The sequence below is a fragment of the Rhodococcus sp. 21391 genome (assembly GCF_016772255.1).
GTDB lineage: Bacteria > Actinomycetota > Actinomycetes > Mycobacteriales > Mycobacteriaceae > Rhodococcus_F > Rhodococcus_F opacus.
Genome location: NZ_CP063781.1, coordinates 113,398 through 134,780 on the forward strand (window position 1 = coordinate 113,398; position 21,383 = coordinate 134,780).

At 66.3% G+C, this 21,383-nt stretch carries 18 protein-coding genes and 1 pseudogene; 5 read left to right on the top strand and 14 right to left on the bottom strand.

Annotation, left to right across the window (positions count from 1 at the left end; all coding sequences use genetic code 11):
• Positions 1-49: 49 nt before the first annotated feature.
• On the bottom strand, positions 50-1,720 hold the full coding sequence (locus tag GO592_RS00520) for an AMP-dependent synthetase/ligase (RefSeq protein WP_039953129.1): 1,671 nt from the start codon (positions 1,718-1,720) through the stop codon (positions 50-52).
• Complete coding sequence (locus GO592_RS00525; protein WP_007301722.1) at positions 1,717-2,700, bottom strand: phosphotriesterase family protein; 984 nt, start codon at positions 2,698-2,700, stop codon at positions 1,717-1,719. The genes GO592_RS00520 and GO592_RS00525 overlap by 4 nt, the downstream gene beginning before the upstream one ends.
• Positions 2,701-2,888: 188 nt before the next feature.
• Between GO592_RS00525 and GO592_RS00530 the strand changes: the two genes are divergently transcribed.
• The gene (locus GO592_RS00530) at positions 2,889-4,013 is read left to right on the top strand and encodes a PucR family transcriptional regulator (RefSeq protein ID WP_007301721.1); all 1,125 of its coding nucleotides are present in this window, start codon (positions 2,889-2,891) and stop codon (positions 4,011-4,013) included.
• Positions 4,014-4,157: 144 nt separating this feature from the next.
• Positions 4,158-4,463, top strand: a complete 306-nt coding sequence (locus GO592_RS46220; protein WP_337460067.1) for a hypothetical protein — start codon at positions 4,158-4,160, stop codon at positions 4,461-4,463.
• 286 nt (positions 4,464-4,749) lie between these two features.
• Here GO592_RS46220 and GO592_RS00540 read toward each other — a convergent pair whose 3' ends face one another.
• From GO592_RS00540 to GO592_RS00550, 3 genes and pseudogenes are all read right to left on the bottom strand, one after another.
• Positions 4,750-5,340, bottom strand: a complete 591-nt coding sequence (locus tag GO592_RS00540; protein WP_007301719.1) for a hypothetical protein — start codon at positions 5,338-5,340, stop codon at positions 4,750-4,752.
• A 486-nt stretch (positions 5,341-5,826) separates the two neighbouring features.
• Positions 5,827-6,548: pseudogene (locus GO592_RS00545) on the bottom strand (mycofactocin-coupled SDR family oxidoreductase); the annotation flags it as partial.
• Between the two features lie 98 nt (positions 6,549-6,646).
• Positions 6,647-7,177 (bottom strand): 2,4'-dihydroxyacetophenone dioxygenase family protein, encoded by a 531-nt coding sequence (locus GO592_RS00550; RefSeq protein WP_007301716.1) that lies wholly within the window; start codon positions 7,175-7,177, stop codon positions 6,647-6,649.
• A 241-nt stretch (positions 7,178-7,418) separates the two neighbouring features.
• Between GO592_RS00550 and GO592_RS00555 the strand changes: the two genes are divergently transcribed.
• Positions 7,419-8,321 carry a LysR family transcriptional regulator gene (locus GO592_RS00555; protein WP_039953128.1) on the top strand — a complete coding sequence of 301 codons (903 nt, stop codon included), beginning with the start codon at positions 7,419-7,421 and terminating at the stop codon, positions 8,319-8,321.
• Positions 8,322-8,391: 70 nt separating this feature from the next.
• Here GO592_RS00555 and GO592_RS00560 read toward each other — a convergent pair whose 3' ends face one another.
• From GO592_RS00560 to GO592_RS00575, 4 genes are all read right to left on the bottom strand, one after another.
• Positions 8,392-8,637: a double-stranded RNA binding motif domain-containing protein gene (locus tag GO592_RS00560; RefSeq protein ID WP_007301714.1), complete on the bottom strand. Its 246-nt coding sequence runs from the start codon at positions 8,635-8,637 to the stop codon at positions 8,392-8,394.
• A 769-nt stretch (positions 8,638-9,406) separates the two neighbouring features.
• The gene (locus GO592_RS00565; RefSeq protein ID WP_007301713.1) at positions 9,407-9,685 is read right to left on the bottom strand and encodes a YciI family protein; all 279 of its coding nucleotides are present in this window, start codon (positions 9,683-9,685) and stop codon (positions 9,407-9,409) included.
• Between the two features lie 90 nt (positions 9,686-9,775).
• On the bottom strand, positions 9,776-10,951 hold the full coding sequence (locus GO592_RS00570; protein ID WP_007301712.1) for an Nramp family divalent metal transporter: 1,176 nt from the start codon (positions 10,949-10,951) through the stop codon (positions 9,776-9,778).
• Between the two features lie 367 nt (positions 10,952-11,318).
• Positions 11,319-12,257: a dihydrodipicolinate synthase family protein gene (locus tag GO592_RS00575; RefSeq protein WP_005565809.1), complete on the bottom strand. Its 939-nt coding sequence runs from the start codon at positions 12,255-12,257 to the stop codon at positions 11,319-11,321.
• Positions 12,258-12,435: 178 nt separating this feature from the next.
• Here GO592_RS00575 and GO592_RS00580 point away from each other — a divergent pair, with 178 nt between their 5' ends.
• Together GO592_RS00580 and GO592_RS00585 are read left to right on the top strand one after the other, a co-directional pair.
• On the top strand, positions 12,436-13,524 hold the full coding sequence (locus GO592_RS00580; protein ID WP_007301711.1) for a LacI family DNA-binding transcriptional regulator: 1,089 nt from the start codon (positions 12,436-12,438) through the stop codon (positions 13,522-13,524).
• Positions 13,525-13,692: 168 nt separating this feature from the next.
• The gene (locus GO592_RS00585; RefSeq protein WP_007301710.1) at positions 13,693-14,889 is read left to right on the top strand and encodes a TetR/AcrR family transcriptional regulator; all 1,197 of its coding nucleotides are present in this window, start codon (positions 13,693-13,695) and stop codon (positions 14,887-14,889) included.
• A gap of 84 nt (positions 14,890-14,973) precedes the next feature.
• Here GO592_RS00585 and GO592_RS00590 read toward each other — a convergent pair whose 3' ends face one another.
• The 5 genes from GO592_RS00590 to GO592_RS00610 form a co-directional block, all read right to left on the bottom strand.
• On the bottom strand, positions 14,974-16,611 hold the full coding sequence (locus GO592_RS00590) for a thiamine pyrophosphate-binding protein (protein WP_007301709.1): 1,638 nt from the start codon (positions 16,609-16,611) through the stop codon (positions 14,974-14,976).
• Positions 16,612-16,705: 94 nt separating this feature from the next.
• Entirely contained in the window at positions 16,706-18,520 is a 1,815-nt protein-coding gene (locus tag GO592_RS00595) for an AMP-dependent synthetase/ligase (protein ID WP_007301708.1), read from the bottom strand.
• 39 nt (positions 18,521-18,559) lie between these two features.
• A complete protein-coding gene (locus GO592_RS00600; RefSeq protein ID WP_007301707.1) occupies positions 18,560-19,369 on the bottom strand; it encodes an enoyl-CoA hydratase/isomerase family protein in 810 nt (269 codons plus the stop codon).
• Positions 19,370-19,404: 35 nt separating this feature from the next.
• Entirely contained in the window at positions 19,405-20,190 is a 786-nt protein-coding gene (locus GO592_RS00605) for an SDR family NAD(P)-dependent oxidoreductase (protein ID WP_007301706.1), read from the bottom strand.
• Complete coding sequence (locus GO592_RS00610) at positions 20,187-21,356, bottom strand: thiolase family protein (protein WP_007301705.1); 1,170 nt, start codon at positions 21,354-21,356, stop codon at positions 20,187-20,189. Before GO592_RS00610 ends, GO592_RS00605 begins: the two co-directional genes overlap by 4 nt.
• Positions 21,357-21,383: the final 27 nt, after the last annotated feature.

Genomic DNA, 21,383 nt, shown 5'->3' on the forward strand with positions numbered 1-21,383 from the left:
TTTTCGAGGGTGGGGTGTTCATCGCGAGAGGACAAGTGCGCTACAGCCGTCAGGGGGGACCTGACCGGTCGTACAACTGCTCGATCCTGTCGGCATACTTCTCCATGATCGGCCGACGCCGGAGCTTCATCGTCGGCGTCAACTCCACTCCGCCGGGGAGCCACTCTGCGTCCACGACGGTGAACGTCTTGATCTGCTCTACCCGGGCCAGGTCGGCATTGGCGCGATCGATAGCTGAGGCAATTTCGGAGTGCACGTCCGGGTCGCTCGCTGGGCGACCGGCCAGAGCTTCGGAATCGGGCACGACCAAGGCAACGTTGTACGGCCGGGCGTCCCCGATGCACACAACGTGCCCGACGAGTGGCGAGGCGGCCTTGAGGACCGATTCGATGTTCGCCGGTGACATGTTCTTGCCGCTCGCATTGATGATGATGTCCTTCTTGCGGTCAACGATGCGGACGTAACCGTCGTCGTCGACCTCGGCCAGGTCTCCCGTGTGCAACCAGCCTTCCTCGTCGAGGGCCTCGGCGGTCCGGGCCGGATCCGCGCGGTAGCCGCGCATCACCATGCCGCCCCGCAGGAGCAGCTCGCCGTCGGGGGCCGTACGCAACTCGACGCCGGGCAGGGGAAGTCCGACCGACCCGGCCTTGATCCTTTCAGGAGGTGTGGCCGTAGCGAGCCCTGCGGTTTCGGACATGCCCCAGACGTCGCAGAGCGGCAGACCGAGTCCTGCGAAAAACTCGATGACCGAGGGCGGTGTCGGGGCTGCGCCGACGATGCCGAAGCGGCAGTCGCCGAGGCCGAGGCTCTCGAGCGGGCCGGGTTCGCCGGCATCGTGTCGCAGGCCGCTTCTTTCGATGGTGTCCTTCAGCTTCTCCCAGGTTCGCGGCACGGCCCCGAAGTACGTTGGCCGGACCTCCTTCAGCGTCGTGTGGAGGTCGCGGGGTTCCGGTACGCACGTCACCTCTGCGCCCACGAGCACCGGCCAGTAGTGGTTGGCCCACCTGTCGCCGATGTGCGCGGCAGGCAGATGGGACACGGCACGTCCGCCGGGCTGCATCGAGAATCGTTCGGTCATCGCGCGCAGGACATGCAGCACATTGGCGTGGGTGAGCTCAACGCCTTTCGATGGACCCGTCGTCCCAGAGGTGTAGATGATCGTGAGTAGGTCCTCAGGATCGACGGCGCGCCATGTTTCCTCGACGTTGATTCCACTTCCGATGGGCGCCTCGAGTTCCTCCAATCTCAGGACGCCCTCGACACCGGAGTCGGCATCGACGAGGACGACGTGCTCGATGTCCGCCATACCCAACTTCACCTGCTCCAGGAAGCGCCGCTCGGTAACGGCAACCCGTGGGCCGGCGTTGGCGCAGACCTCCGCGATTTGCCTGGGAGTAAGCGTGTTGTACACCGAGAAGGGCGCTGCGCCCAAGTGCAGAGCCGCCATGTCGGCGATGTGGAACTCGGGTCGATTGGTCAGCATCAGCGCGACGGTGTCCCCGCGCTCCACGCCCAGCGCCGCAAGACCGGCGGCGACGCGCCCCACTCTTTCCGCATATTCTCGCCAGGTGAGCGCGACCCCGCCGTCCGCGGTTCGCAACGCGATCTGATCACCTCTGGCCTGGGCCGTCGTCTGAAAGGCTGCACACAGCGTAAGTGCAGAGAGGGCCGGGATGTCACGGCCTTGCTGTCGGGGCTCCGGCGTCGTCGCGTTCGTCATGACCGCACCTCGAAGTATCGACGCGGGTTATCGATCAACATCTTTCGGATCTGCTCGTCGCTGACCCCGCGCTCCTTGAGAGCTGGCAGCACGTCCTCGGGAACGTGCAGGTAATGCCAGTTCGGCAGCGCCTCACGTACCTGTTCCTGCATCTTCTCTCCGGAGAAGTAATCCATGTAGCAGGCGGCGTCCTGCGAGAGCACGATGCGGTCGGCGTAGCCTTGATGACACAACGTTGCGAGTGTTTCGATCCGGTTGGGGCCCGGATTGAAAACGTCGATTCCGAAGCGATCGCAACCGATGATGGCGCCTTGGTCGGCGATCCAGCGGAGGTAATCGAGGTCGTTGGAATCCCCTGCATGGCCCACGACTACCTTACTCAGGTCCACGTCTTCCGCGCGAAACAGTTCCAGCGCGGCGCGGCCAGTTTGGTGAGCCGCATTGGTGTGCACCGTGATCGGCGCGCCGGTCAGTCGGTGGGCCGCGGCGATGGCCTTGGCAACTCGGGTCTGGTCGCGTGTCAGCCCCCGCTCCTCCACCACGCACTTGAGGAAGGCCGCCTTGATCCCGGTTCCGCCGATACCCTCTTCGATGTCCCGCACGAACATCTCGGTCATCGGCTCCGGCATGTCGAACAGCATGCCCGGGCCACGGTAGGAGAAGTAATGCGGGATCTCGTCGTAGGTGTAGAGGCCGGTTGCCGCCACGATGTTGATGTCGACCTCGGCATTCACCTGCTGGATCCGCGGGATGTAGCGGCCCAGGCCAACCACCGTCGGGTCGACGATCGTGTCGATCCCAGCGGCCTTGAGCGTCTCGAGCTTCGAGATCGCGTCGGCGATCCGCTCATCCTCGTCCCAGTACTCGTCACCGTAGTCCTGGTGAACGTCGGGAGTGAGGATGAATACGTGCTCATGCATGAGCACCTTCCCCAAGGATGCGAGGTCGCGTGGCCCCCGTACCGTCTCGAGCATGGACATTCGGGACCTCTCGTGTGGGAAATGATCGAAGACCACCAGCGTGTCAGCGCCGTGGGCGTGTGGGAATGGAGCCGCCGACAAGTCCTACAAGGCGTGCGTTGTCGGCGGCTCCAAAGAACAGGCCATGCCGTAGAGTCAGCTTCGTGGCAGTACCGCGTCGGCGGACCGGACAGGACGAAACCAAGAGCATGCTTCTCGAGCTGGTACGCCAGCGGCTGGAGCCGCTCGGCAGGCGGATCGTCCAGCGAATGCAGGACGAGATGCCGGCATACGCCGAGTTGCCGGTCGATGACCTGTTGCCAGCGGCATTAGTGAACGTCGAGTTGATGCTGCCTGCCATGTCGTCGTCCCGTTCTTTTACCGATGCCGAAGTTGCTGCGTTTGTGGCGCACGGCGAGGCCCGCGCCCGGCGGGGAATCGCGATCGAGGAACTCTTGCGGGGGTGGCGTCTCGGAACCCGGGTCATGGTCGACGAGATGCTCGCCTTGGCGCGTCAGGAGACGTTGGACGAGGGCATCGTGCTCGAATTGACTCGAAATGTGCTCGCCGCCTCCGACGCGGCCATGGTGTTCGCCGCGCGCGGCCACCGCAATGCCGAACTGCTGTGGGACCGAGCGGAACAGCAGCGACGAGTTGATCTCCTTCGCAGCATCTTGTTGGGAGGTATCGATCCCGCTCAGAGTCGCGAGGACATGGAGTCCCTGGGTCTCGACCCAGATGCGCGGTACCGTGCAATACGCGCCTGTCCCACCCCCGAGATGCCCGCCGACAACGTGGAACGGCTGCTTTCCGTCGGGCCGTGGCGCCACGCGCCACGGGGACTTACGGCTTTGATCGACGGCGACGTGTGCGGGTTCGTCGACCACGTTCCTGCCGACACCACCGAGGTGTCGGTCGGGGTTGGTCCGTCGACGCTGCTCGACGGTCTGCCAACGTCGTTTCGAATCGCCAGTAGGGCCGCTGCGACCGCCGCCGCTTTCGGGCTCGGCGGCGTCCACAGCCTCGATCAACTCGGGTTGCTTCCAGCGGTGCTGGCCGACGACGACGTGGGCGACGAGATGGTTCGGCGTTACGTCGCCCCGCTCGACGACGGCCAGGGCGGCCTAGACGTGTTGGAGACCGTGCGACGGTATCTCGCCAATCATATGAAGGTGGATGTCACCGCCTCGGCGCTCTTCGTGCACGAAAACACCGTCCGCTATCGGTTGCGCCGCTTCGAAGACGTCACCGGTGCAGAGTTGCGCGACCCCGGCAGCGCGATGGAGGTGTGGTGGGGTCTGCAGCGCTCCTCTATCGCCGCCCGACGGACCTGACCGGGTTACCGCAGGCGGTGGCGGTCCTGGGTCGACGACCCCGGCGTCGTCGACCGGTTCGACGCGAAACTCTGTTGGCGCGGCGAGAAGCAGTGTGCGGCGGGGCTGGGGAGTGTCTCGTCCACCGGACACGGTTCCTTCCGGGTGTGCGAGCCTGCCCGGACCGTCCCGCCGCGGCACCGTGCGGGCCACATGATCGCGTACCAACTCGGGTACGGGATCATCCCGCGGCTGGGATGGTCCGGCGCCGACGACGCCGTGCTGTGTCACCAGTGCGACTTCGCCGGCTGCCTGAGCCCACACCACTCGCGCCTGGGCACCAACTCCGTCAACAGCACCGAGTACCACCTGCGCCGGAGTAACCTCGCCAGCCCGCTCGGCGATGTCCGCGGCCCGCCGGGCGCACCCGCGCCTCGCCGCCCCCGTCCGCACCGGTCTCGCCTACGGTGACGACACCGGCAGCGTCGAGAGACGGATCCGGTCTGCGGAAGCGGCTGGGCTGCCTCTAGGGCGGCGGCCAGGACGACTGTTTCGGCGGCCAGCAGGATCAGTACCAGGATCTGGTTCTCGTAGAGATCGCCGAGTGGCACGACCAAGAGAAGGTCTACGCCGTAGATTCCTCGTGCCCATGGTTGTGCAGGTTTCTCGTCATTGTGTCGGGACCCGTCACGATAGCGAACTGCTATCGTAACGGGTCCGCCGTCGGCTTCGTCCCTACATCAGACAGACTCGGTGATCATTCCGGCACGCCATACTTCTCGATGAGCGGGGCAAGAAGCTCCACGGCGCGTCGGGCTGTGATGACGTCCGCGTCGCGTACTTTCGTGACTACCTTGGAGTTGGCGTCCTCATAGACGTGTTCGCCGATCATCTTTCCCTTCTCGTTGTACGGCCACACAAAGGCGAGGGTGCGGCGGACGAGGTGGGAGTCGGCGTCGTATTGTGACTCGGTTGCAGTGTCCTGGTCGTCAAATTGGAAAACATTGTCGCCCAGCAATGATGCCGGAACGAACTGATTGAATTCAGCTTCGCCGGCGAAGCCCCAATCGTTTGCCGCCATCTTCTGCTTTCCGGTCCGCATGACGAGCATGTCCATCTCGGCGAGGGACTTGTAGAAGCTGCGAACCGCGTCCATGTCGTCGAGGATCGCACCTTGCCCACCTTCGAAGATCCGGTAGTGCGGTTCGGCGACCGTCATGTTCGGGGCGAGAAGTTCTTCATAGCGGCCGGAGACTTCGAGGAGTCCGTGCCTGCGATAGTTGATCAGGATCTTGCGGTGCAGGGGGTTGGTGAGGGAGTCGATCAGTGCATCGACATCGTCCATCATGTGGACGAATTCCTCCTCGTAAGGGTATGGGCTGTGGCGGTGAGTGTTTCGTGGGCGGTGCTCATTGTTGTTCTCCTCAGAGATGTTTGCCGAGATCGGGAGTTGCCGATTCCTATCCGTCGTCGTCGACGACGAGCGCGGCGCCAGCGATGTCGCTGGAGTCACGGCTTGCGAGGAATGCCTTCGGGCCACTTCGGAAGGCTGGACCCTTTCGCCGACGTGCGGGACGCAGCGGCGACGGGAGCGGTCGACGCGACGGCGGATCGCGGGAATTTGCCACACGCTGTTCAGCGAAGGCGGTCGTACGCGAGAAGCGTCACCACCGCCGCGGCTGACGTACACGTTCACCAGCGTCTACGGCGTGCTTTTGTGAGTGTTATCCATTCCGGTGCAGGCGCGCCGACCGGCGACCAGTCGCAGCGGGGTGGTGACCGGATGCGACAACAGCGTCCCGCCTAGTGGTGGGGCAACTTGAAATGGTGCGGTAGCGCCGGCGTCGATCGGTAGGGCGACCCCGGTGACGTAGCGGGCTTCCTCGGAGGCGAGCCAGAGCGCTGCGTTGCTGACATCGACGTCCTCGATCCACGGCACGGGCAACGCATTCAGGTTTCTTCATCAGCTCCGCCGCTACCTCGCGGTCCGGATTCTCCACTCCCGGGAGGAACAATTCACGTGTCTCGACGTTGTCGACCATGGGGGTGTCCACGGTCGTGGGATGAATCGAATTGACGCGGATGCGATGAGGAGCAAATTCGGCCGCGAGAGCGCGCATGAGTCCGACCACCCCGTGTTTGGCCGCGGTGTAGTGGGCCAAATTGAGGAAGGCGACGAGGCCGGCGACCGAACTCGTCAAGATCACCGAACCGCCTTCGCCGCGCTCGACCATCGCCGGGGCCACCGCACGCACGGTCTTCCAGACTCCGGTCAGGTCGACGTCGATGACGTCCTGCCATTGCTGCTCGCTGATCTCCAGAGCGGGACCGAAGCTTCCGACACCGGCATTGGCAACGAGCACGTCGATCTTGCCGAACTCGTCGATCGCCAGTCGGTGCGCGCGCTCGAGTGCGGCGAGGTCGCGAACATCGGCCCGAACGCCCAGGACGGACACTCCGCGATCTTTGACGAGACGCACGGTCTCATCCAGATCATCGGTGGTCGCCAAAGGCGTAGGGAACGGAATCGATGTCCGCGCAATGATCGACGACCACGATGTCGGCGCCCTCCTAGACGAAGCGCACCGCGTGCGCCCGTCCCTGGCCGCGGGCACCGCCGGTGATGAACGCGACCTTCCCCGCGAGGCGGCCCATCAGCTGTCGGCCTTGTCGTGCATGTTCACCGACGGGTCGGTGGTGTAGTCGACAATCTGTGCGTGCGCGATCGCGTCGTTGTCGCGGGCCATGTAGTAGTGCAGGCGAGCGTCGGCCACGACGCCGAGGGTCCCGTCGGGCAGGTATCCGGCGATCGGTCCCTCGACGAACGCCAGCATCGTCGTACCGTTCGGCGCGATCGGTTCGTGAATCGCACCTGCAATTTCACAGGTGTAGGTGCCGGCGACCCCGGGATCGTCTTCGTGGTAATGGAATCCGCCGTCGAGGATGTAGGCCTGCACATTGCCCATGTGCCAGTGTGGAGTCGCTTGCACGCCTGGGTCGACCTGCGGAATCACCGTGAAACTTCCGGTCGCCAGATTCGCGTAGAGCAGCCGGAAGCGAGTGCCCGGCATGAGCCAATCCGTCCACGGGATGTTGTTCGGGTCGATGAACTCTGTGCGCGAACCCTTGGGGGTCGTCCCGGGATCGGTCATCCAGAACAGCGGACCGGCAGCTGTAGTACGCATTGCTTGTAAATTCAACCTTTGAAGAGATGATCATGACTCGCCTCGCCAGGCCAGGCCCGCCGAGTCCCATCCGACTGGCGGTGGTCCCGGCGATCGTGCTGGGCCCCACCAATGTGACCCAGCGCGTGATGTGACGTCCATTACATTCCCGACGGGGGGTGTTAACCTTTCACTTAACGTCGCAGTAGAGCGGTGCTGTTCAGCTCGCGCGAAGACGCAATTGACTGTCCGAGGAGATCGGGTGAGCGTGGTGGAGCTCAACCTGCGGCAGGTGTCCTATCTCATCAGCGTCATCGACGCAGGACACTTCGGTCGCGCAGCCGACAAGCTCTTCATCAGCCCCCCGGCATTGACACAGCAGATCCGCAGTCTCGAACGCAAAGTCGGTGTCGAACTCGTCGACCGCTCCGCCCATCCCCTGAAACCGACTCTCGCGGGAGAACGATTCCTGCGCGAGGCGCGCGCGGCCGTCGCGGCCGCCGAACGAGCACTCGAAGCAGTCCGGCAGGAGCAGGCTCACCTCCGCATCGGATTCATGACCGCCGCGATCGGTATCCACACCCAGGCGTTGTTCGACCATCTCCGCCAGGAACACCCCCGGTGGTCAATCGAACTCGTCGAGCTCGCCTGGTCCGAGCAGGCATCAGCGGTGCGCCGCGGCGCTGTTGATGCCGCGGTCGTGCGCCTGCCCATGGCAGACGACCGCGGACTACGCTTCGACGTGCTCTACGAAAAGAGCCGGGTCGTCGCACTCCCCGCTACGCACCGCCTCGCTCATCGCCAGTCGGTGTCCGTCAACGAACTCGACGACGATCCACACGTGACCGACCCGGATGCAGACCACGAATGGGTTCGGTGGTGGGCATGCGACCCGCGTCCGAGCGGAAGACAAGTGACCTACGGCCCCTCCGTACGCACAATCGGCGAACTGCTCGAAGTTGTCGCGTCCGGAGAAGCCATAGCCATCACGAGCGCTCTCGTCCAGAACACTCACCGCCATCCGCAGGTCACCTTCGTCCGTGTGCACGACGTGGCACCCTCCCCGGTATGCCTGTGCACCAGAGAAGAAGACACCTCCATCAAGACCGAAACAGTCAGGAAGGCAGTACGGTACGCACTGACAGACTCCGGGCCCTTAGCATGATTGCGTAGCGTTCGCGTTCCGCAGGGCCGGTGTTGTTTACCGCTGTAAACAAGCGCGTCGGTGGCCGCGTTCAGCTCTCCGTGACGATCGCCTCGACCAGTGCGGTGGCGGAGGCGATCTTGGCGGCGGACTTCGAGCCCGCCTCGGCTGCGGCGGTGCGTCCGGCGAAGTGCGCGGTCGCGGTGAAGCAGGGTGCCTGCGCGGGACCTTCCGTGTGGAAGTCCCACTCGGGCTTCGGGAGCTGTTCGTTCTGGGCGAGGCTCATCAGCCAGGCGACCGGATTGGACGAAGCCTTCCGCTTCTTTGTCTCGGACATGGCGGTAACGGCGGCCAGCGGCGCACGGGCCGCGGCGATGAGGGTGGGTGCGGCGGGAGCGGGTTCTGGTCGGCGCTCCGGCTCCGGCTCCGGCTCCGGTTCCGGCTCTGGGGGCGGTGGTGGGAGGGGGCCATTCCGGTTCCGGCTGAGTGTGGTCGGTTCCGGTGAGGTAGGCCCGTAGTGCCGCCCAGAGGGCGGCCTGTTCGGCGTGCTTCTTCGTTGCCGCGTTCATCCAGACTCCGCGGACGCCTTGGTGGGTGGCGCGGGCGGCGAAGGTTCTGTTGGGGTCGGCGCCGTGCGCTCGGTGATCAACCATGGGCTCTGGTTGGTCGGGTGGCGGCAAGGTCGGTTCTCCTCGCTGCGCTGCGGGGACTCCACCTTGCCCCCGAGCAATCCTCAACCTTAAGTTTAGGTTAAGTGCTGGACACGATGAGAATTTCGTCCATGGATTGCGCTGCGCCGCTGTTGTTTTGGAGTCGTGTCGAACATGTTGATACGGAAGGGCTTGCAATGGACGAGCAATCAGTCGGGAGGGTCGAGGATCGAGTCGATTGCAACATACTGGCGCAGGCCCTCGCCGAGTTCCTCACGAAGAGTGAGCCATTCGTCTGACCGGATACCGCGGGCCGAATGCCGGGGGACGCCATGACGCGTCTCTCGAGGTCGGCGAGCGCGAGGATCTCGAGTCGGTCCTTCCGGCCGCGGTCATCCCACAAAGCTCGCGGATGATCGACCGGTCCGACTCCGAATCCAGTCCTGTCCCATCGTTCTAGAGACGACCCATCACCGGCGTCCACTCGACGATGCGATGGTCCGGTACCAGGCCGTGGATGACGAAGGGATCGTGCGTGAAGAGCTGTGCGACCGTGTCGGTCGTATCGGACTCGACGAGGATGAAGGCACCGCTGTCATCGGCGTACGGACCGCAGGCGATGACTGTCTGGTGGTCGACCAGTTCGGAGAGCCATGCTCGGTGTGCCGATCGGTACGTGTCACGGCCTGCGGCGGTGTGGGCTGAGTAGCTGTAGTCGACGACGAAGAGCGGCATGGGTTCTGATCCCTCGTGGGTTGCGTCAGGGGGTGGATGCAGCAGTCGAGCGGCACACTGCGGTGTGCAGTGTGCCGCCCAGTGTCGGTGTCAGCCGAGCAGTTCGTAGATCAGCAGGCCGGACAGGGACAGGATCGAGAGGAATCCCAGAGCGCCGATGATGTTCTTCCACCAGGTGTTGCGGAGGTTGCCCATCAGCTGACGGTTGTTGCTCATCACGAAGAGCAGGAGCCCGAGGAACGGTGCGATCAGCACGGTCAACGCCTGGGCGAAGATGATCAGCTGGACAGGGGATTTCGTGAACAGGATCGTGATCAGGAGTCCGAAGCCGAGGATCACGGCGCTGGTGCGTTTGGCTGTCGGTGTGCTGGGGGACGGTCCTTTTCCGAGCGCGTCGGAGAGCATGGTGCCTCCGGCGGTGGCGTTGGCGACCATCGCGGAGAACGCGGCCCCGGACAGCCCGAGCGCGAAGATCGTCGATCCGATCGGGCCGGCGATGGGTTCGAAGATCTTGGCCAGGCCTGCGAGGGTGGTTGCTTCGGTGTTCTGTCGGCCGAGGACGGCGGCGGCAACGATGATCACGAGCGAGGTCATGATGCCGGGTGCCACGATGCCCGGGATGGTGTCGGCGATGGTGGTTTGCCGGTATTCGGCTGCAGTGCGCTTACGTTCGTGGGTGCCGTAGGACGTGAAGAAAGCTGCGTTGAGGGAGAAGTTGGTGCCGACGAGGGCGACGACGAGCAGTTGTCCACCCGGCGGGATGCTCGGGACGAGTCCGTCCACGGCCTGGAACCAGTCGGGCTGGGCGATGACGGCGCTGAAGACGAAGGTGGCCGCGAGGAGGGCAACGATCACCAGCAGAACGCGCTCGACGGTTCGATAGACGTTGCGGAACAACAGGATCAGTCCGACGAAGACTGTGCAGACGGCGGACCACACTATCGGGGACCCGCCGAAGACCATCGACAGTCCCAGGCCGGATCCGACGGCGTTGCCCACGGAGAAACACAGGGTGATGATGAAGACTCCGACGCCGGCGGAGACGCCGACGCGTCGGCCCAGGACGTCCTTGACTGAGTTGATCATGGACACGGGGGTGCGGATGCCGAGGCGGACGCTCATGTCGGCATAGACGAGCATGAAGATGGTCGAGACGGCGATCACCCAGATCAGGGAGTAGCTGTACTCGCTGCCGGCCTGGACGGCACTGGCGAGGTTGCCGGGCCCGAACTGCCACGCTCCGGCGATGAATGCGGGACCGGCCATGGCCAGGGTCCGAACCCAGTACCGGCGCTGGGGCCGGACGCGACCTCCGGGCGGCGGAGGGGTGCCTGCGACCACTGAACCGCCTCCGACGGGATCGGCTGATGTGCGAGATGGCTGACTCATCGATGAGCCTACTTTCTGGTGTTCGAACCGCAGACGAGGAGTGTGGCGCAACTGACGATGGGGGCATCCGACGCTGCCGGCTCGGGAGGGGCGAACGGAACCTGCGGCCGGGAGTGGGCCGGGTCTGCTGCGGGCGGTGCCGGCCGGCCCGGGGTGTCCGGGCCGGGCGGCAGAACCGGCACGCGGCGCGGTGGCACAGCGTGCGGTGGATTCGGTGAATCCGAAGGTGACGGGTCGAGCGGGGTCAGGCGTGGGCGACGACCGAGGTCAGCTCGGCCGACTGCAGCGCAGCGGCGATTTCGGCACCTGCGCCCTCGGCCAGTGGCAGCAACGGTGAGCGCACGGTGGCGTGTTCGAGGATTCCGCGGGCGACGAGGCCTTCCTTGAGGGCGACGGTGCCTTCCATGTGCGAGCCGCGGTGATAGACGTTCGCCGTCACCGGCAGGAGGCGGTCGTGGATCGCCCGGGCCGCGGGGTAGTCCTTGGCCTTGCCTGCCGCAATGAGTTCGACCAGCGGCTCGGGTGCGAGTCCGCCGTAGCCGACCAGCAGGCCGTCGACGTCGAAGATGGTGTGCAGAAGGTACTCGTCGTGGCAGCTCAGGATCTGCAGGTCGGGGTTCTCGCGGCGCAGGACCGGGATCTCACGGTCCCAGCGGCGCATGTTCCGCACGCCGTTCTTGGTGGCGAACACACCGGGCTGGGCGGCGATCTCGAGCTGGGTGTCCAGGTTGTACGTGGCCTTCGTGGCGTCGGGGTACTGGAACAGGATCAGCGGCAGCCCGGACCCTTCGTGAATCGCCTTGTACCGATCCTGCGGGGCGCCGTCCTGGTAACCGAACCGCAGCCATCCGTGGGAGGGGTACACGAGGCCGGCCGAGGCGCCCGCGTCGACCGCGCGGCGGGCCTCCTCCACGGAGACCGCGGTGCCTTCGCCGGTGATGCCGGCGATGATCGGCAGCCGGCCGTCGACGGAGTCCTTGAAAGCGGCGATGACGCGAACCTGCTCGTCCTGGGTGAGGAAGGTGCCTTCGCCGGCGTGGCCGAGTACGACCAGGCCCTTGACGCCGTCGACGCTGCCGAGCCACGAGCCGAGGCGCTGGATGGCGTCGTAGTCGACGGCGCCGTCACGGGTGAAGGGTGTCACCGGCGCCGGTGTGAGGCCGCGGAGGTCGAGTGTGCTCATGGTTGCTCTTTTCCATCGGGGGATGCTGGGGCTTGCAAACGTTCCCGGGAACGTTCCCGTGAACGATTTCATCGTGCGATACGATCGTGGCTGTGTCAAGGGTCACGTTCTGAATCGGATGTGATCAGGCCTTACCTCACGCGCGGAGGACCGGGCCGAGGCGGTAGAGAGGAAGACCATGGAAGCCAATGGGAGCGCGCCCCAGCGGGCGCGGGACGGTAAGCACGTCGTGACGCTGCGTGAAGTGGCGGACGCGGCGGGGGTGAGCACCTCGACCGTCAGCCGGGTGCTCGACGATCGCGTTCCACCGTCTCGCTCCGCTACCGCCGAACGAGTGCGGGCGGTGGCCGATCAACTGGGCTACCGGCGTAACACCTTCGCGTCGAGCCTGCGCCGCGGGCAGACCGCGACGATCGGCGTCCTCGTCCCACGGTTGAGCGACACCGTCATGGCCTTGATGTACGAGGCGATCAGCCGCGCCGCGACCCGCCTCGGCTACTTCACGGTCGTCGCCACGACGGGGGACAACCCCGCCGACGAGTCCGACGCGGCGAGGACGCTGCTCGCCCGGAACGTGGACGGCCTGATCGTCGCCTCGAGCCGGCGCGAAGACCCCCTGCCGCGCGAGCTCCGGGAGCGCGGCGTGCCGCACGCGCTCGTGCTCAGGACCGACGGGATCAGTCCGTCCTCGGTCGGCGACGACGAGGCGGGCGGCTATCTCGCCACCCGCCATCTGATCGACCTCGGGCACACCGGCATCGCCGTCCTGTCGGGCCCGTTGTTCGCGTCCACCGCCGTCGGTCGTCTGGCTGGGGCGCGAAAGGCGCTGCGGGAAGCGGGAATCGCGGAAGTGCCCGAGTGGATCGTCGAAACGACGTTCGGCATCGAGGACGGCGAGGAGGCCGGGAACCGGCTCTTCCGCTCCGCGTCCCGTCCGACCGCCGTCTTCGCCGCCAACGACAACCTCGCGCTCGGAGTCATGGCTGCCGCGCACAGATGCTCGTTGACCGTCGGCGACGACGTCGCCCTGGTCGGCTACAACGACATCCCACTGTCGCAACGTCTTCCGGTCCCGCTCACCTCGGTGCGCACCCCGTTCGACCAGATCGCAGCCACCGCACTCGATCTGATGCTCGCCACCACCCCCGTCGACGATCCGATCCGGCGCGCGATGCCCACCCTGATCCCGCGGCGCTCGTCCGGATCGCACCGGGCCACGACCGCGGCACGCCAGCAGACCGCCGGTGTCGTGCACCCCGGCGAATAGTGGCTAACGACTGATATCAGCGAGGCTGGTCCGTGGGATGGATCGAGTCGTGGCACTCCGAAATCATCCCGAACGACTGCTAACATGATGGTGAAGGACGGCGGTGCCCCGGGCGCGCCTCGCCGTGGAGATTCGCCGAGTACGGCACCTGGATGAGAGGAGCGGACCATGACCGAGGTTGCCGTGCAGCGTCGGCCACGAAACCGCAAGCAGCTCATCGTCGCCGCTGCGGCGAAGCAGTTCGAGCGCCGGGGTTTTCACGATGCCGCGATCGCGGACATCGCGGCCGATGTCGGTATCACCGGTCCGGCGTTGTATCGCCATTTCCGAGGTAAGCAGAATCTACTTGCCGCCGCGGTCGAGTTCGAGATCGAGGGGCTCGAGGCGGCCTACGCTGCCCCGCAACCGGGGCTTCGGGACCTGCTCGAGTATGCCGCGGGGAAGTCGCTGGGGCAGAATCGCGCGAGCGCGCTGTGGGAACGTAATCAGGCGTATCTCGATCCGACGGTGGGCGCCGAGTTGCGCGACCGCTATCAGAAGGCGATCGCCCCGTTGCGTGAGGCGATACAGACCGCAAGGCCCGGTCTCGACGGACCGGCGGTGGAACTGCTGGTGGGAGGCGCCCATGCGGTGCTGAGCAGCAACCGGTTGTTCCGTCGGGGAAAACTCGAGCCTTCCCGAGCGCGAATGCTCATGACCGAGGCGGCCTCGGCGGTGTGCGAGATGACAGACCTGGGTGTTGTCGATCAAGCGCTATCCGTGCATGGCGACGCGGGGGGGCGGATCATGCCGGCGTCGCGCCGCGAAGCGATCCTCGAGGCGGCGGTGACCCTGTTCGCCGAACGTGGTTATCAGGCCGTGGGAATGGACGACATCGGTACTGCGGCAGGGATTACCGGCCCGACTCTCTACCATCATTTTCCCGGGAAGTCGGCGATCCTCGTCACCGTGATCACTCGGTGTCTCGACGCGCTGTACTTCGATGTCTCCGGGGCACTCTCGGGCACGGATGATCCTGCCCTCGCGCTCGACGCCGCGCTGGCGTCCTTCGTCCGGATCAACGTCGAACACGGGGACGCGCTGAGTGCGTTGCTCACCGAGGTCGTCAACGTGCCGGAGGACGAGCGCGCACCTATCCGTCGCCTGCAACATGATTACGCCAGCGAGTGGGTTGCGCTGTTGATCCGGGTCCGCCCAGAACTTGCGGCGCCGGAGGCCGAAGCGCTTACCCGGACCGCCCAGTCCGTCATCAACCGGATGCGGAGGCAACTGCGCGGCGACCCGGTGGAGGTCCGGAACCAGTTGAACCGTCTGGGCAGTGCTGTCCTCGGGCTGACCGGGCCGACGTCGTCCGGGCACCGGTAGGCGGCCCGCGGCGCTCGATGGCTGGTCCTCGGACCGATCAGTGGTCGCCGGCGGTCAACCGCCCGGTCTCGGAACCCCCAGTTGTCAACTCGCGTGCCCGACGGCCGCAGCCACTTCGGGACGACGCCGCGCGGGATCTGCCTTGACCTCGACGACCAGCGGGTAGTCTCCGTTCTTCACCAGCGCCGCGACCTGCGCGAAATCGTCGACCTCCCGGATCGTGACCGCCCGTGCTCCGAGTGCGCGCGCCGTCTCCGCGAACCCCGGCCATTCGACCTCCGAATGCGCGGGTTTCAAATCGAGATTCGCGAGCTTGAGGTATTCGGCGCCGTAGCAATTGTCGTCGAGGACGACAAGCACCAGCGGCAGGCGATGCCGGACCGCAGTGCTCACCTCCGTCAGTCCCATCATCGTGCCGCCGTCCCCGGCCACACAGACCGTCGGTACGTCGCGGCGACCTGCGGCAGCGCCCACCGCAGTCGCGACGCCCAGCCCGATCGACCCGAATGCACCGGGAACGGTGAACCGACTCGGCTCGACCGGCAGATACTTCCACGCCGCGGTCGAGAACCGTCCGATGTCGGTGACGACCTGCGCCCCTGGCGGGAGCAGCTCGGCGAGCCGGGCCATCGCGTCTCGCATGTCGACGGTGCCGCCGCCGGAGATGCTGCGGTATCCCTTGTGTTCGAGTTCGCGGAGAGCTTCGGCGAGTTGCGCGACGCGGCGCCCGGACGGTGCCGGAGCGTCGGCTTCGGCCAGGCGCTCGCACAAAGCGTGCACCACACCCGCGGCGTCACCCGGAATCGGGAGCGACACCGGCGCGAACCGCCCGAACGCGCTGGACCGGTCGTCGATCTGGATGACGAACTTGCCCGCGAGTAACGCCGTGTTGTCAGTCGTGAACGACGACAAGGCCGCGCCGACGACGAGCATGCAGTCGACGCGACCGATCTCCTCGATCGCCACCGCATGTGACAACGACCCGTGCACACCGAGATTGTCGGGTTCACCGGCGAAGAGGTCCTTCGCGAGCAACGTCGTCATCACCGGCGCGTCGATGGCCCGCGCCAGGCGCAGGATATCCTCGCGGGCACCGGATTCGACCGCCCCGCGGCCGGCGAGGATGAGCGGACGTGTACTGCCGAGCAACGCGGCGAGCGCGTCGTCGACGAGCTCGGGGTCCGGCGCACCGGCTACCGGGGGCGAGGGCACCGCGTGCGGCAACTCACCGGTCACCGTGACCTCGAGCAGGTCGTAGGGCAGGTCGAGCACCAGGGGAGTCCGGGTGGCGGCGACGCGCGCGAGAGCTTCGGCGATATCCGCGCCGACCGCGGCGGCCTTGCGAACCCGGCGGTATTCGGCACCGGTGAGGCGGGCGAAACCCTCGAGGTCGAAGTCCTGGAAATGATCTCGCACGTTCGGAGTGCTGCCGGTCAGCAGCAGCACGGCACTGCGCGACCGCACCGCCTCGACAAGGGCGGTCGTGCAGTTCGTGACGGCAGGGCCGTGCGACACGGACGCGACGCCGACGCGACCGGTCGTGCGAGCATATCCGTCTGCCATCGACACCGCCCCACCCTCGGCCACGGCCGCGACGAACTCGCCGTCCCGGTTTTCCGCGAAGTCACCCAGATACGCGAGGTTGGCGTCTCCCATGAGTCCGAAGACGGTGCCGACACCGAACTCGGACAGGGCGCGGGCCGCAAGCTGGTAGGTCTTCATGGGATTTCCTTGAGTGATCATCGGTGGGCGGCCCGCGCCACTCGGGCCCGGGCCGCCGGAAGCTGGCGACAGTGCAGTCGGATCGGAGGGCGCTCTACAGGACCGACGTTGCCGTCGGGTTGTACAACGCGTCGATCTGGTCGGCGTACTTGGTGTTGACGAGCGTGCGGCGCACTTTCGTGGTGGCGGTGAGTTCTTCGCCGTTGACCTCCCAGAACGTGGGGAGCACGGTGTAGGCCCGCACCTGCTCGACTCGGGAGAGACGCTCATTGCCGCGGGCGACGCCCTCGGCGACCGCCGCCAGTACCCGGGGATCCGCGGCCAGGGCCTCCGGGGTGCGGTCTTCGATCGCGTGAGCGTCGGCAAAGGCGTTGGCCTGCTCGGGATCGAGGATGAGCAGCGCAGCGATGTGCGGTCTACCATCGCCCACCGCGACTACGGCTCCGAGCACGGGGCACTCGAGCTTGATCGCGTTCTCGATGTTCGCCGGGGCGAGATTCTTTCCCGAGGAATTGATGATCATGTCCTTCTTGCGGTCGACGATGGTCACGTAGCCGTCGGCGTCGATGGTGGCGATATCGCCGGTGTGCAGCCAACCGTCGGCGTCGAGGGTTTCGGCGGTCTTCGCCGGGTCGTCGCGATAGCACCGCATGACACCCGGGCTGCGCAACAACAGTTCCCCGTCGCTCGCGAGCCTGGCCTCGACGCCGGGACGTGGTTGGCCCACCGTCCCGATCCGGATACGGTCGGGATGATTGCCGATGCCGGACGCGGCGGTCTCGGTCAGGCCGTAGACCTCGCAGACCCGCACGCCCAGCGCAAGGAAGAACTCGAGTGCTTCCGGAGCTATCGGGGCGCCGCCGGAGGTGGCGAATCCCAGGTGATCGACACCGAACTCGCGGCGCAGCGGGGCCAGGACGGTGCGGTCGGCCAGTTCGTGAAGAGCGGCCAGCCGTGCCGGGACGGGTTGCCCGGCGAGTTCGAGCCGCACCTTGTCGAGACCGAGCGACAGCGCCCACGCGGCCTGTTCCCGAGCCGGTTGCCCGGACCCGGCCACGGCGGTGTCGATCATCGCCTTGAGCCGGTACCAGATCATCGGAACGCCCATGAACGTCGTCGGGTGCACGTCACGGAAGACCTGCAGCACAGTCTTGCCGTCGCGCACATCGGTGACGGTGGCACCGCTGGCCATCGGCACATAGTGCGCTGCGAAACGGTTCGCGAGGTTGGCGTCGGGGAGATAGGACAGCACCCGCTCGGTAATCTCCGATCCGAGGGCCTCACGCTGACTTGCCACCTTCGCCGCGACGGCGAAGAGAACATTCTCGTGGGTGAGCTCGACGCCCTTCGGCGCTCCGGTAGTGCCGGAGGTGAAGATCAGTGCCAGGAGGTCGTCGCGGCTCACCGCCTGCCAGGAGGCGTCGAAGTCGAAAGACGGGTCACCCTGAGCCACCAGGTCTTCCAGCGAGATCGTGTCGTGGCCGCTGCCGTCGACACACACGATGTGCTCGACGGGACGAACCACGGCGGCCTGGCGAATCTTGTCGACGAACTGCTCCTCGCACACGATCACCTGGTTTCCGGCGCTGGTCCACAACTGCGCGATCTGTTCCGGTGTGAACGTGTTGTAGACGGAGAACGCCGTCGCACCCAGGTGCATCACGGCCGTGTCGACGAGGTGGAACTCGGGCCGGTTGGTGAGCATGATCGCCACCGTGTCCCCGCGACGGACTCCCAGCTCTGCCAGGCCGGCGGCGATCTGCCGCACCTGCTGCCCGTAGGCCCGCCAGGTGATGGTCCGGTCGCCTTCCGCGGTGCGGAGAGCGACCTCGTCGGCGCGGGCGCCGACCATGGTCTGAAAGACCGCACACAGGCTCTGTGCTTCTTCTACCTCATCCAACGACATCATGGGCGTGCTACCTCTCTTCGGTGACTTCGGGTGACATCGTCAGGCGTGTGCACGAGCCGCCGACTTCGCGAGTTCCCTCTGGGCGAGAAACGTTTCCACGGCGCGGGCATGGTCGCCGGAGGCGAAGCACTCCTTCTCGCTGAGGAGTGCGGCGTCGAGGACGAGGCTCGCGGTGTCGCGAAGGATCCTGTTCAGCGCCGCCTTGGTGCCCTGGATCGCACGGACCGGGCTCTCCGCCAGCCGGTGGGCGAGGGCGTGGGCCTCGTCGAGGAGCGCATCCGGTTCGACGACCCGGTTCACCAGGCCGATGCGCTCGGCCTCCACTGCGCCGACCTTGTCGCCGGTGAGCAGGTATTCCTTGGCGCGCGACATTCCGGTCAGCCACGGCCAGGCCACCACTCCGCCGTCGCCGGCGACGACGCCGACGGTCACGTGCGGGTCGGCGATCACGGCGTCGGTGGACGCGTACACCACGTCGCACAACAGGGCGAGGGTCGCGCCCAGTCCCATGGCCGGCCCATTCACGGCGGCGATGATCGGCTGGGGGAGTTCGAGGAGTTCGATGATGATGGAGCGGGCGTCGAGGAAGAACGCGTCGAGCTCGGGTCCGGCAGTCCTGCGCGGCCCCTTCAGGTTTCCGCCCGCCGAGAACGCCCGTCCGTTGCCGGTCAGAACGACGGCACGCACGTCCGCGTCGCGACGGATCTGCCCCCACAGCCGAATGATTTCGGTGTGCAGGTCGTGGTTGATGGCGTTGTAGTCGTCCGGCCGGTCGAACCGGACGGTGAGGACTCCGTCACGCTGGTCGATCTCCAGATTGGCGTAGTCGTAGGGTGCGGTGGTGCCCATGGTGGTGTTCCTCGAGTTCGTAGGTGTGAGTCGGATCATCGCGGGTCTGCGCCCGTAGGGCGCCACAGCGGCAGAATCTGCCCGGACATGTACGCGGAGGCGGGTGACACGAGGAAACGGACCGCCTCCGCGACGTCGTCCGGGGACCCGATCCGCGAGAGGATGTCCGCGCCGGAGTCGGCCCGCTCACGCAGGCGGTGCTGGGCTCGGCCGGTCGCGATCAGTCCGGGCGCGACGCAGTTGACGCGTATCCCCTCCGGCGCCAGGTCGTTCGCGAGATAGCGGGTGTAGTGCATCACCGCGGCCTTCGTGATGCCGTAATGGGCATAGGTTCCGGTGGGCTTCGCTTCGACACCGGTGATCGACCCCATGGTGACGATCGAGGGATCGGTGGCCCGGCGGAGCGCGGGCAGCGCGGCGCCGACGGTGATGATGGTCCCGTGCAGGTTTCGGCGCAGGACGTCGTCGAGGTCGGCGAGGTCGATCGCGGAGGCCCGGTTGCCGTCGAACGCACCGGATCCGCCGCCGGCGTTGCAGACCAGTGCGCCGAGCGCCGACCATTCATCGAGGATGCGTGCTCCGAGTTCGTTCATCGCGTCGACGTCGGCGGTGCTGGCTTCGACGGCGATGACCGGGACACCGTGACTTTCGAGTTCGTCGACGACGCTGGTGTTTTCGTCGTCGGCTGCGAACTCGCGGTACCCGTCGAAATCGGTGTCGACGACCGCGACGGCGTATCCGTCCTTGGCGAGGCTCACGGCGATCCGGCGGCCGATGCCGCGTGCTGCTCCCGTGACCAGAGCGGTCCGTGCCGCGGTCATGACAGCAGCTCCAGGATGGTGGCGTTGGCCATGCCACCGCCCTCACACATCGACTGCAGGCCGTAACGAACGCCCTGTTCACGCATGTGGTGGACCAGTGTGGTCATGATCCGGGCGCCGGATCCGCCGACGGGGTGTCCGATGGCCATCGCTCCACCGTTCGGGTTCATCTTGGTGTAGTCCGCGCCGGTCGCACGCAGCCAGGCGAGAGTGACCGAGGCGAAGGCCTCGTTGATCTCGAACACTCCGATGTCGTCGAGTGTCAGCCCGCTCTTCTCCAATACCTTGGCAGTGGCGGGAATCGGACCCTCCAGCATGGTGACGGGGTCGGTGCCGGCGACGACCGCGGTGTGGATACGGGCGAGCGGCGTCCACCCCTGGGCCCGGGCGTACTCGCTGGTGGTGATCAGCAATGCGCCGGCACCGTCGGAGATCTGCGAGGCGTTGCCCGCGGTGAGGGTGCCACCCTCCCCGAAGGCAGGTGCGAGTCCGCCGAGTTTTTCGAGGGTGGAACCGCGCCGCACGCCCTCGTCGGTGTCGAAGGTGCGTTCGGTGCCGTCGTCGCCGGTCACCGTGATGGGTGCGATCTGGTCCTTGAAGCGTCCCTCGTCGATCGCCCGGGCGGCGTTGGCGTGCGAGTCGAGGGCGTGCTGGTCCATCTCGGTGCGGGAGATTCCATATTTGTCGGCGATCATTTGCGCGCCCACGCCCTGATGGAATCGTCTGTCGTCGTAGCGCTTCCACACGTCGGGACCGAAAGGCTGACCGTACTGCCCGTCGGCGAGAGTGGCGCTTGCCGGCACTGCGCTCATGATCTCGACGCCACCGGCCACGGCGACGTCGTACTGGCCGGCGATGACACCGGCCGCGGCCTGGTGTACCGCCTGCTGGGAGGATCCGCACTGACGGTCGATGGTCAGGCCGGGAACCGATTCGGGCCAACCGGCGGCGAGGACGGCGGCGCGGCCGATGCAGCCGCTCTGCATGCCGACGCCGATGGCGCAGCCCCAGACGACATCGTCGACGACGGCGGGGTCCAGATGGTTGCGTTCGGCGAGGGCGGTGAGAACATGGGCGGACAGGGTGGCGGAGTGAAGCGTCGCCAGTGATCCGTTCCTTTTGCCGACGGCGGTGCGTACCGCATCGACGATGACGGCATCACGCATGGTTGCCTCCGAGGGAGTGAGGGCCCG

Bases quoted from the DNA above. Each gene is read 5' to 3' on its own strand.
- GO592_RS00520 (WP_039953129.1), bottom strand. From the start codon at position 1,720: ATGACGAACGCGACGACGCCGGAGCCCCGACAGCAAGGCCGTGACATC.
- GO592_RS00525 (WP_007301722.1), bottom strand. From the start codon at position 2,700: ATGTCCATGCTCGAGACGGTACGGGGGCCACGCGACCTCGCATCCTTG.
- GO592_RS00530 (WP_007301721.1), top strand. From the start codon at position 2,889: ATGCTTCTCGAGCTGGTACGCCAGCGGCTGGAGCCGCTCGGCAGGCGG.
- GO592_RS00540 (WP_007301719.1), bottom strand. From the start codon at position 5,340: ATGATGGACGATGTCGATGCACTGATCGACTCCCTCACCAACCCCCTG.
- GO592_RS00550 (WP_007301716.1), bottom strand. From the start codon at position 7,177: ATGCGTACTACAGCTGCCGGTCCGCTGTTCTGGATGACCGATCCCGGG.
- GO592_RS00560 (WP_007301714.1), bottom strand. From the start codon at position 8,637: ATGTCCGAGACAAAGAAGCGGAAGGCTTCGTCCAATCCGGTCGCCTGG.
- GO592_RS00565 (WP_007301713.1), bottom strand. From the start codon at position 9,685: ATGCCGCTCTTCGTCGTCGACTACAGCTACTCAGCCCACACCGCCGCA.
- GO592_RS00570 (WP_007301712.1), bottom strand. From the start codon at position 10,951: ATGGCCGGTCCCGCATTCATCGCCGGAGCGTGGCAGTTCGGGCCCGGC.
- GO592_RS00575 (WP_005565809.1), bottom strand. From the start codon at position 12,257: ATGAGCACACTCGACCTCCGCGGCCTCACACCGGCGCCGGTGACACCC.
- GO592_RS00580 (WP_007301711.1), top strand. From the start codon at position 12,436: ATGGAAGCCAATGGGAGCGCGCCCCAGCGGGCGCGGGACGGTAAGCAC.
- GO592_RS00585 (WP_007301710.1), top strand. From the start codon at position 13,693: ATGACCGAGGTTGCCGTGCAGCGTCGGCCACGAAACCGCAAGCAGCTC.
- GO592_RS00590 (WP_007301709.1), bottom strand. From the start codon at position 16,611: ATGAAGACCTACCAGCTTGCGGCCCGCGCCCTGTCCGAGTTCGGTGTC.
- GO592_RS00595 (WP_007301708.1), bottom strand. From the start codon at position 18,520: ATGATGTCGTTGGATGAGGTAGAAGAAGCACAGAGCCTGTGTGCGGTC.
- GO592_RS00600 (WP_007301707.1), bottom strand. From the start codon at position 19,369: ATGGGCACCACCGCACCCTACGACTACGCCAATCTGGAGATCGACCAG.
- GO592_RS00605 (WP_007301706.1), bottom strand. From the start codon at position 20,190: ATGACCGCGGCACGGACCGCTCTGGTCACGGGAGCAGCACGCGGCATC.
- GO592_RS00610 (WP_007301705.1), bottom strand. From the start codon at position 21,356: ATGCGTGATGCCGTCATCGTCGATGCGGTACGCACCGCCGTCGGCAAA.